Source organism: Natronomonas sp. (assembly GCF_046710025.1).
Classification (GTDB): domain Archaea; phylum Halobacteriota; class Halobacteria; order Halobacteriales; family Haloarculaceae; genus Natronomonas.
Genome location: NZ_JBKEGK010000099.1, coordinates 1 through 8863, shown reverse-complemented (window position 1 = coordinate 8863; position 8863 = coordinate 1). Strand labels below are relative to the sequence as shown.

The 8863-nt window shown below is 63.2% G+C and carries 9 protein-coding genes and 1 pseudogene; 3 read left to right on the top strand and 7 right to left on the bottom strand.

Features of this window, described 5'->3' with window-relative positions; translation table 11 throughout:
* Positions 1–30: 30 nt before the first annotated feature.
* Entirely contained in the window at positions 31–1839 is a 1809-nt protein-coding gene (locus ACI944_RS08230) for an alkaline phosphatase PhoX (protein WP_411718574.1), read from the top strand.
* A 79-nt stretch (positions 1840–1918) separates the two neighbouring features.
* Here the strand turns inward: ACI944_RS08230 and ACI944_RS08225 are convergent, their stop codons facing one another.
* The 5 genes from ACI944_RS08225 to ACI944_RS08205 all read right to left on the bottom strand — a co-directional run bounded on the left by ACI944_RS08225 (position 1919) and on the right by ACI944_RS08205 (position 5517).
* The gene (locus tag ACI944_RS08225; RefSeq protein ID WP_411718573.1) at positions 1919–3022 is read right to left on the bottom strand and encodes an AI-2E family transporter; all 1104 of its coding nucleotides are present in this window, start codon (positions 3020–3022) and stop codon (positions 1919–1921) included.
* 214 nt (positions 3023–3236) lie between these two features.
* On the bottom strand, positions 3237–3434 hold the full coding sequence (locus tag ACI944_RS08220; RefSeq protein ID WP_411718572.1) for a dodecin: 198 nt from the start codon (positions 3432–3434) through the stop codon (positions 3237–3239).
* Positions 3435–3589: 155 nt separating this feature from the next.
* Complete coding sequence (locus tag ACI944_RS08215; RefSeq protein ID WP_411718571.1) at positions 3590–3907, bottom strand: hypothetical protein; 318 nt, start codon at positions 3905–3907, stop codon at positions 3590–3592.
* 146 nt (positions 3908–4053) lie between these two features.
* On the bottom strand, positions 4054–4776 hold the full coding sequence (locus tag ACI944_RS08210) for a GNAT family N-acetyltransferase (RefSeq protein WP_411718570.1): 723 nt from the start codon (positions 4774–4776) through the stop codon (positions 4054–4056).
* Between the two features lie 135 nt (positions 4777–4911).
* Complete coding sequence (locus ACI944_RS08205; protein ID WP_411718569.1) at positions 4912–5517, bottom strand: metal-dependent hydrolase; 606 nt, start codon at positions 5515–5517, stop codon at positions 4912–4914.
* Between the two features lie 159 nt (positions 5518–5676).
* Between ACI944_RS08205 and ACI944_RS08200 the strand changes: the two genes are divergently transcribed.
* Entirely contained in the window at positions 5677–6375 is a 699-nt protein-coding gene (locus tag ACI944_RS08200) for an HD domain-containing protein (RefSeq protein ID WP_411718568.1), read from the top strand.
* On the opposite strand, the gene ACI944_RS08195 is transcribed toward ACI944_RS08200, so the two are convergent.
* A complete protein-coding gene (locus ACI944_RS08195) occupies positions 6370–7026 on the bottom strand; it encodes a LysE family translocator (protein ID WP_411718567.1) in 657 nt (218 codons plus the stop codon). The two genes, ACI944_RS08200 and ACI944_RS08195, sit on opposite strands and share 6 nt — an antisense overlap.
* Before the next feature lie 111 nt (positions 7027–7137).
* On the opposite strand from ACI944_RS08195, the pseudogene ACI944_RS08190 reads away from it, so the two are divergent.
* A pseudogene (locus tag ACI944_RS08190) lies at positions 7138–7413 on the top strand (response regulator); the annotation flags it as partial.
* A gap of 162 nt (positions 7414–7575) precedes the next feature.
* On the opposite strand, the gene ACI944_RS08185 reads toward ACI944_RS08190, so the two are convergent.
* Positions 7576–8751 carry a threonine synthase gene (locus ACI944_RS08185; protein WP_411718566.1) on the bottom strand — a complete coding sequence of 392 codons (1176 nt, stop codon included), beginning with the start codon at positions 8749–8751 and terminating at the stop codon, positions 7576–7578.
* Positions 8752–8863: the final 112 nt, after the last annotated feature.

The following is an 8863-nucleotide window of genomic DNA, read 5'->3' as shown; positions in this document are numbered from 1 at the left end:
TTATACACTAACTGTGCGACCAACAAGTGAATGCCGAAACAAACACGGCGAGATACGTTCAAAACGGTCGCTGCACTACTGACGACGGGCGCAATCGGCAAGACCGCGACTGGAACGGCGGAGGCGGCCCACGGCGGTCGTGGAATTGAACAGGAGGGCGCGACGCTTAACCGATTTGCGACCACAGCGACGGGCGCGGAGATCACCGGGTTGTTCGTCACCGACGACGGTGAGTTCTTTTTCAACGTCCAGCATCCCGACCCGGACAATATGTGGTATGGGATGAACAAAAGTGCTGTCGGCCACGTCGATGGGTTCGACATCAACGAACTCCCGCGGGACTTCGAGAGCGTCCAGGTTCCCGAATCACCGCGGCGAAAACAGGACGTCCAGACGGCCCACGGGGAGTACGGAATCTTGGCTATCGGCGGACAAAAGACGAGGAACGGGGAGCCGTTGGGCGCTGCCATCTCACCCGACGGCGAAGTGTTGACGTCCTCAACGAACCCGGATTTCAATGGCGTCATCGACGACGGCGACGACGGCTACTACGTGTTCACGAACTGGGAGAATCGCCCGGGGATGGTCAGTCGAACACAGATTAAACCGGATGGAAACGGCGGTTTCGACACCGTCGAACGACTGAACGTCGACTTTCGCGACGTCGAAGGAACGTGGGTCAACTGCTTCGGCTCCGTGTCGCCGTGGGGAACGCCGCTGTCTGCCGAGGAAAACTACGAACATACCGCGCGTGACGACTGGAACAATCCGGAGTGGGACTCCGCTGCGGACATCGAGACGCTCGCCGACTATCTCGGCGCCGATGGCAATTATGAAGAGGTGTTCCCGAACCCCTATCGATACGGGTACATTGTTGAGTTCATAGATGCGAAAAGCGAGTCGCCAACGCCAGTCAAGCAGTTCACGCTGGGACGGTCGGCTCACGAAGTTGCCGAGGTAATGCCCGACGAAAAGACGGTGTACACGTCCTCGGACGGCACCGGAAAGGGGTTCTACAAGTTCGTTGCCGACGACGCTGGCGACCTCTCATCCGGAACCCTGTACGCTGCCAAGGCCGACGCCGACGCCGGGACGGACCCGAACTCTGTCGGATTCGATCTCGAATGGGTCGAACTCGGCTCCGCATCGAACGAGGAGATCGAATCCTGGATCGCCGAGTACGATGATATCACCCGGGCTGATTACACGGCGGGTGAGAACTCCTACATTACTGACGAGGAGATCGAGGCGTGGGCTGCGGGCGACGCCGAGGACGACCGCGTCGCGTTCCTCGAAACACGTGAGGCCGCCCTCGCCAAGGGCGCGACGATGGAGTTCCGGAAAATGGAGGGCATCAGCCGCAGGCCCGACGCCGATCCGGGCGATTACCTTTATATGGCGATGTCCGCGGTCACCGAGACCATGGCGGACGACGAGGGTGAGATCCAATTGGAGGGGAACGACTACGGCGCGATCTACCGGATGCGGATGGACTACCGATACGACGTTAGCCGCATGGAGCCGATCGTCACCGGCGGTGAGGACGCGAACATCTGCGGTGGATGTCCCTACGACGCGAACCCGAAGTCCAACAGCAAGGCGTGTCAGTCGTGTTCGTTCAATCCGGCCAACGAGGACAGCGAGGATGGCGGCGTCTCCGGTATGGCTAACATGGCTTCCTCAATGGCGAAAACCGGCATGACGTCGCTCGATACGGAGAACACGATCGCAAACCCGGACAACATCCGCGTCATGGACGACGGTCGGCTCATAATCGGCGAGGACACCGGCCACCACGATCAGAACATGATCTGGGTGTTCGACTCCGGGGATACCTAACGTCACCGACTAAACACGGTCCACACAGTTTTTTCAAACGGCCCCCGGGCGTAGGCTCGTGCACTTGTGACGCCGCCGATCACCGGAACCGATCGAGTTTCGTCTGGCTCTCGGGTGGGCGGTCAGGCTTTGGGTCGGCACCAAGCAACCGCGGGAGGGCGGTGTCAGCGAACGTCAACGCCAACACCAGGACGATCGGGGCGAAGAACAGCCCGTAGAACCCGAACACGATGGGGCCGAAGATGTACGCGAGCATCAACAGCCCAACGTGGGTCCGCTCCCCGCTGAAGTACGGCCTGAGTACGAGATCCGGGATCGTGTCGACGATCACGACCGACAACACCAAGAACCCGACAACGTACGACAGCAGCGCGGGGTCCTCGCCGAGCGCGATCCGTACCGCAGCGATTGCCGCGAGCGGGAAATAGACAATCTTCATTCCAACCACGGGAATCAGGCTCGCAATACCGGTCAACGCCCCGGCGAGCGCGGGATACGGGACCTCGGCACCCGATGGGGCGACCGCGTTGTAGCCGCCGAACACGACGATCGAGATGAGAGAAATCACGATGACGTTCAGAAGGTTGCCGAACAACACCGCCTCAAGTTCGTCGTCGGCGGCCTGGAAATACTCACGTACAATGCCGTCGTCATCGAACCGCAACAGCCAGCCTTGAAACGTCTCCCCGTCGATGAGCAGGTAGTATGTCAGGATCGAGACGATAAGGAGGTTCAACAGCAGGCCCGTCACGACGCTCGTCACGAAGGCCGCTTGTTCGACCGCAAAGTCGATGAACACGTCGAGTTGGCCGGCCCGGTACGCCTCGACGATCCCCGCTATCGTCGGTTCGGGCAGGTCCTCGAGGCCCTGGAACCACGCGATTCCGTCGGGTGCGGCCTCGAAAACCGGGTACGTTTCGACGAACGCCCTGGCTTCGACAGCCACCAGGACGAGCGTGTAGCTGAGTAAAAGAATGAGCGGGACCGCGAGCAGCGAGATGGTGAGCACGGCACGCGCCCGTTTCGGTAGCCGGAACCGCCCGAGCGAGGCGTAAAACCGGCGCGTCGAGTAGTACAGAAACACCGCGATGGTGAACGCCGCGATGAAACGGTACGCGATGTACCCCAAAACGCCGACCACGAGGGCTCCGAAACCGGCGACGACCAGACGCCGTTCGTTCATATCGGTCCCACCGACGGCGGCTAAATAAAATCCCCGCCACGACCGAGACGGGCGAGTCGTCGCCCCCACAGGCATCCCGCGAGAGCGTCTGCAACTCGTTGAGCAGACCTACCTCCGGAAACTCGACAAACTCGGCGTCGTCTTGCTCGCGGTAGTTTCGGTCTTCAGCGGGCGCTATCCGGAAAAACACCGAGTAGCGCGGGTCCGCCTCGGGTTATTCGAGTTCGAAAGCGACCTCGAGTTCGGCCTGGTACTCCCGGTTGTCGGCAGCATCCATCTCGACGCCGAACTCCTCAACCTCGGCCCAGTAGATGTTGTCCAGCGTGTTCTCCGCCCGATCAAGGGCGTCGTCGGCGGCGGCATCGAAGCTCTCGTCGCTCGTTCCGATGAGCGTGATCTTTTTGAACACCATGTCGTGTGCGGGTTCGACGGCACACGTTGTAAATGTATCCAGATGTGTCGTCTATTTTATAAGTAGCGGTAGCAAAGAAGCATCTACTCGCGGCGTCGGGTCGGCTTCGTGCATCGTGACCGCGTTCGCCCCGAATGGCGCAAGAGAGCCCGCGGCTACGGTGCCGGCAACACGTCCGCACTCGGGTGTAACACCCGATACTCCCCCTCCTCGTCGATGCTGAGGACCGCCCAATCGTAGTCGGGTTCGATTTCGAGCAATCGGTCCTGAATCTCCGGGGCGCGTTCGGCGCGGGCGACAAAACACCGGAGCCGGCCGTGTGTGTTCGCCTCGGCCGGGTCCGCAGTCGTCACGTAGACGGTCCGCCACTTTCGTTCGGCCCGGAGCTCCTCGCCTTCCGCGGTGAGTTCGTAGCCGAGCCCGCGGAAGACGGCCCGTGCCTTCTCGACGAGGGGTTTGCTAACAGCTCCCATTCACAGAAGGGTTTGACCCCCCGGAAAATAAAGATTGCCACGGTTCCCGATTGTTGGACACAGTCCGACTGACCGTCGGTCGCTATCGTTCCATACTTAAACCGCTCGGGTGTGACGGCACGAGCTCTATCGCCGGCCGGGGAACGTTACATGTACGCGGCGTCCCACCGCGTCGGCTTCAACTGGTTGCCGCACTCCTCACAGGAGAGCCGACCCATCGTGTCCATCGACGTAATGAGCGTATCGCAGTTGCCGCAGTAGTAGCTGTAGCGGTTCTCGCGGTTCTCGTCGGTGTAGACGGTGTAGAACGGCCCCTCTGAGCCCCGGTCGATGTCGCCCTGGTCGATGTAGAGTTCGCGGTCGTCGACCACGACCGGCTTTAGTTCGACGCTGTCCTCATCGACGTAGATGTTTTCCACGAAAGCGGTTCCGTCGACCTCGACGGTACCTTCGCCCACCTTTTGGAGGCCCCGTTGCTCCCAAAAGCGGTTGCCCTCAGAGTTCATCGCGAGCACGAGGCCGCGTATCGTCTCCGCGCCCGCATCCATCAAGCGTTCGCGCGTCGCCTCGTAGAGGGACTGCCCGATCCCCTCTCCGCGGTGCATCGCGGCGACGTGGATCCAGTGGATGTCCCCCCGATCGTCGACGAGCGCGCTCTCGGAGAATGCGACCGGTTCGCCGTCCCGTTCGGCGACGAGCAACAGCACCCCGTCGTCGTTGAGGAGGTCGGCAAAGCTGTCGACGCCGTACCACTGCATGATCGCGCTCTCGATGGTACTCGGGCTCAACGAGTACGACGCTTCCATCGATCGCAGGGCGATCGACCGAACCGCCGGGCCGTCGTCCGTCGTGGCTTCGCGTATCTCCATGTCTCTGCGTTTCACGCCGTCCGACATAAATCCGGATGGTCCCCGAAAAAGATGACCGTTTGCCACCGGCTCGTGGTCGACCCACCGGCCGCACGCCGTCTATTCTGTTGAGCGTCGAACGGCGACTCCCCTGGTCTATTCCTCGGAATAGCGCTCGGGCACGTACTGCTCCAACGGTTCGGGTACCGCCCCGAAGACGATCGGCGCGAGCGAGGCGAGCCGACGCCGGAGGAGAGCGTAAACAGTTCCGACGGCCAGCGCGATCACGATGAGCGCGAGAAGCGGCCACTCAACGAACGCAAGCAGGGGCACGGCGACGCCGGCCGAAATCGCTAGATCGCCCTTCGACCCGTCATAGCGTACGACGCGGCGGGGTCGCCGCCACTTTCGGGAGACGTGGTCGTACACCGCCCGCTCGGAGGTGCCCTCCCAGGGCCGGAGTTCGAGCCCGCCCCCGTAGATGTCCATCAGGCAGTGGGCGGCGGCCCCGATGACGACGAACGCGGCGGCGACGGTCGCCGGTTCCGGCCGGACGAGCGCGAGCAGCGACACCGGGACGGCCGCAAGCGGGTACAGCGTCGGGAAGTGCAGCGTCCGCCGGTGACCGGCGTAGAGGTCCAGATCCGGGAGGACGCCGCCGGCGAACCCACCGAGGATTGCCGCCGGCGCGAGCTCGGGGACGGCGACGGCGACGGGGAGCGAGAGCGCCATCCCGACGAGCGCGTGTGTCGGCAACATCATGCGTCCGTCCGAACGCGCTCCGGGCACATAACGCCGCCGCCGTCACGATCCGCCGCCACCGTGGCTTCGACCGCCGGTCGTAAACCTAAAGAGTCGAACTGCCGTTTTGAATAGCAAGATGACTCACACGTTTGTTCTCTGTCACACGGAGGTGGATACATGGGTGTCGAAATAAAAGAATCGCCGGTCTCGAGCGAGGAGTTCGAGGCGATGAAGCGGTTCGTATATGACTACCTCGCCGCCAGCATTGAGGGCGAGGACGAGGGCGGCCGAATGCGGTGGTATCCCTGGCACTCCGCGGAGTACCGCTACAACCACATCCTCAACGTCGCCGAACTGGCCGCCGAAATCGCTGAAAAAGAAGGCGCAAACGTCGATATCACCCGCGTCGCCGCGCTCTTTCACGACATCGCCAAACTCGAAGCCGATCAAGATGTCCACGCCGAGGCCGGGGCCCGCGTCGCCGGCGAGTACCTCCGTTCACGCACTGAATACCCCGAATCGTTCATTACGCAGGTGTGTGATGCCGTCGCGGAACACTCCTATGAGGGCGACCTGGCGAACGTCCCCCTCGAGACGCGGTGTCTGATGGAGGCCGACCTCCTCGATAAGGTTGGCGCCAACGGGACGACGCTCATGATCCTCCGGATGGGGTATGAGTCACGAACCCACATGGACGCGAACGAGATGGTCGGACGCGTCCTCGAACGCGGCAAGGACGCCGTCTCGCGGGTCCATTCTGACACCGCAGAGAGCATTGCCTTCCAGCGCATCAAACGTGTCCGGTGGTTCAAAGAGTGGCTCGAGAGCGAGGTTGCCGGCATGGAACCAGAGGAGCCGCCGGATATTGATCTATAACAGAAGCACTTCGGCGAGGAAGTAGAGGCCGAACCCGGCGAGGACGACCGCACTGCCGTACGCGACAACCGGTGCGAACGACTCCATTCGCGACTCGGCCGCCGACAGGGCCGCGGGGAAGCCGACGATCCACCCCGCAACGCCACAAAATAACCCGAGGATCAGGGCCGCGCTCCCGGTCTCGACGACGACAAGTCCCGACAGTGACTCGCTGGCGTACGAGAGCACGTCGACCGTGCCGGGCGTCAACAGCCCGACACCGGCCGTGAGCCAAAACAGTATCTGGTAGGGGTTGCTCACGGAGAGGACGAACGCCTTCCGGAACCCGCGGCTTTCGGGAGTCGCCCCCGTCCGGAAGGACCCTCTTGCCCCTCGTATCGCGCCGTAGGCGAAGTACAGCATCAACGCACCACCGACGAGAAACATCGCGTTCTGCACCGTCGGCAGTCCCCGAACGAACGTAACGACACCCGCGAGCGCGAGCAAGAAGAACAGAATGTCGGCCGTCATCGCCCCTAGACCAGTTTTAAATCCGGCCCGCCATCCTCGAAGGACGGACTCCTCGGCGATGACAGCGTTCATCGGACCCGGCGGGGCCGCGAGAGCGAGCCCAAAGGCGACGCCGGCCACCACCGTCTCAAAGAGCGTCATCGGCGCGGCGTTTCGCCCCCCGATATAAAAATGTGTGGGACCCGACGCGATCCGTATGGATGAACAAAATTCCCACAACGTCTAGATAGGTATGGTCGGAACGGACGCCGCATGGAGGGGCCGATACGGGTGTTGCACGTCGACGAACCCTCGTTCGCCGAGATGATCTCGGCCTTTCTCAAGCGTGGGGACGACCGTTTCGAGGTGAAAACCGCAGCGTGTGCAGCCGAGGCGGAATCGTATCTCTCGGAATCGGCGTTCGACTGTGTCGTCTCCGATTACGATATGCCGGACACCGACGGCATCGAACGCCTCAGGCGCGTCCGGGAGACGCATCCCGACCTCCCGTTTATTCTCTTTACAGGCAAGGGAAGTGGAACGGTCGCAAGCGACGCGATCTCGGCCGGCGTGACGGAGTATCTTCAGAAACAGTCCGGCACCGAACAGTACAGGAGATCGCGACGGCGCACGGCTGGTGCGTCTCCGCGATCGACTCAGAAACCGGCGGCGCGCGGTTTGAAATCATCGGGGCCACTCCCGTGGCGTAATTCAGATTCCCTGACTCATCAGTCGGCTCCGGATGATGTCGGCGTCCTTGTTTCCCATCGCGGTGTTGAGGAGGACAATCGTATCCTCGGGGCCGAACTGTCCCGCGTCGGCGAGATCCCACGCACCCGCCGCAGCGGCCCCACAGGCGACCGAGATCTCGAGCCCCTCGTGTTGGGCGACAGTCGCGGCGCTGTCGAGGAGATCTTGATCGTCGACCGCGACCCCCGCACCGCCGCTGGCCCGAACCGCCTCGGCGGCCGCCAGCCCCCCGGCGGGGTCGGGAATCTCGAGACTACCGACGACTGTATCCGGCACGTCCCACGGTTCGGGGTCCTGCTCGTCCTCAAGCGCCTCAACGACGGGCGCACAGCCGTCCGGTTGGGCGGCGTACAGTTCGGGCGTTCCCTCAACGACGCCGGTCGACTCGAACTCACGGGCACCTTTCCAGACGCCGGCGATGGTCGCACCGTGGCCCACTGGGACGACGACGGCGTCGGGGGCCGTCCATTCTAAACTCTCGACGATCTCGTAGTAGATCGGCTTGGCGCCTTCGTGACGGAACGGCGACTCAAAGGGGCCGGCCGGGAACCACTCCTCCTCGTCGGCCGCCGGCATGGATTCGCGATCGTCCTCGTACACTGCTCGGGCGTCGTCGAAGCGTCCCTCGACGACGCGCATGTCGCCGCCGTGAACGTTGATCATCGCCTTGCTTATGAACGTCGCTCGGCTCGGCACGAACGACCGCGAGAGGAGTTCGGCGCGGGCGGCGTAGGCAGCCGCGGACTGCCCGTCGTCGCCCGTCGTCGCCAGCGCAAGGGTGTCAGCCTCGGCCCGCCGGGCAGCCTCGGCGACGAGGGCCAACCCACGGTCGGTGACGGAACCGGTGGGATTGTGGGCCTCGTTCTTGATCAGGACGCGGCCGACGCCCAACTCCTCGGCCAGCCGCGGCGCCTCGACGAGCGGTGTCGCCCCCTCGCCCATCCCGTCGGGGACGAACGGCAACAGCTCGCGGTGTTTCCACCCACCCGATCGGTCGGCGAACGTGTCCGCCGAGAGATCGGCGGAGAGATCGTACTGGGCGTCAAGCGATCCGGCACACTCCGGACAGCGCGTCGCGCCCTCGTCACCGGTCGTCGCTCCACAGTCCGTACAGCGAAATCCCTCGAACGCACTCATACGTCTGCTTCGAGCCCCCCCCGCAAAGCCCTGTCCTTCGCGGCCGTCGCCGGGGGCTGTCCGCCGCCATCGCGCGTCACACCCCGCACACGTCGACACCGCCCTGTCGAAC

What these genes read in the sequence shown, in the direction of transcription:
- ACI944_RS08215 (WP_411718571.1), bottom strand. Translation starts at nt 3,907, where the DNA reads ATGGGAGCTGTTAGCAAACCCCTCGTCGAGAAGGCACGGGCCGTCTTC.
- ACI944_RS08200 (WP_411718568.1), top strand. Translation starts at nt 5,677, where the DNA reads ATGGGTGTCGAAATAAAAGAATCGCCGGTCTCGAGCGAGGAGTTCGAG.
- ACI944_RS08230 (WP_411718574.1), top strand. Translation starts at nt 31, where the DNA reads ATGCCGAAACAAACACGGCGAGATACGTTCAAAACGGTCGCTGCACTA.
- ACI944_RS08210 (WP_411718570.1), bottom strand. Translation starts at nt 4,776, where the DNA reads ATGGAGATACGCGAAGCCACGACGGACGACGGCCCGGCGGTTCGGTCG.
- ACI944_RS08195 (WP_411718567.1), bottom strand. Translation starts at nt 7,026, where the DNA reads ATGACGCTCTTTGAGACGGTGGTGGCCGGCGTCGCCTTTGGGCTCGCT.
- ACI944_RS08225 (WP_411718573.1), bottom strand. Translation starts at nt 3,022, where the DNA reads ATGAACGAACGGCGTCTGGTCGTCGCCGGTTTCGGAGCCCTCGTGGTC.
- ACI944_RS08220 (WP_411718572.1), bottom strand. Translation starts at nt 3,434, where the DNA reads ATGGTGTTCAAAAAGATCACGCTCATCGGAACGAGCGACGAGAGCTTC.
- ACI944_RS08185 (WP_411718566.1), bottom strand. Translation starts at nt 8,751, where the DNA reads ATGAGTGCGTTCGAGGGATTTCGCTGTACGGACTGTGGAGCGACGACC.
- ACI944_RS08205 (WP_411718569.1), bottom strand. Translation starts at nt 5,517, where the DNA reads ATGATGTTGCCGACACACGCGCTCGTCGGGATGGCGCTCTCGCTCCCC.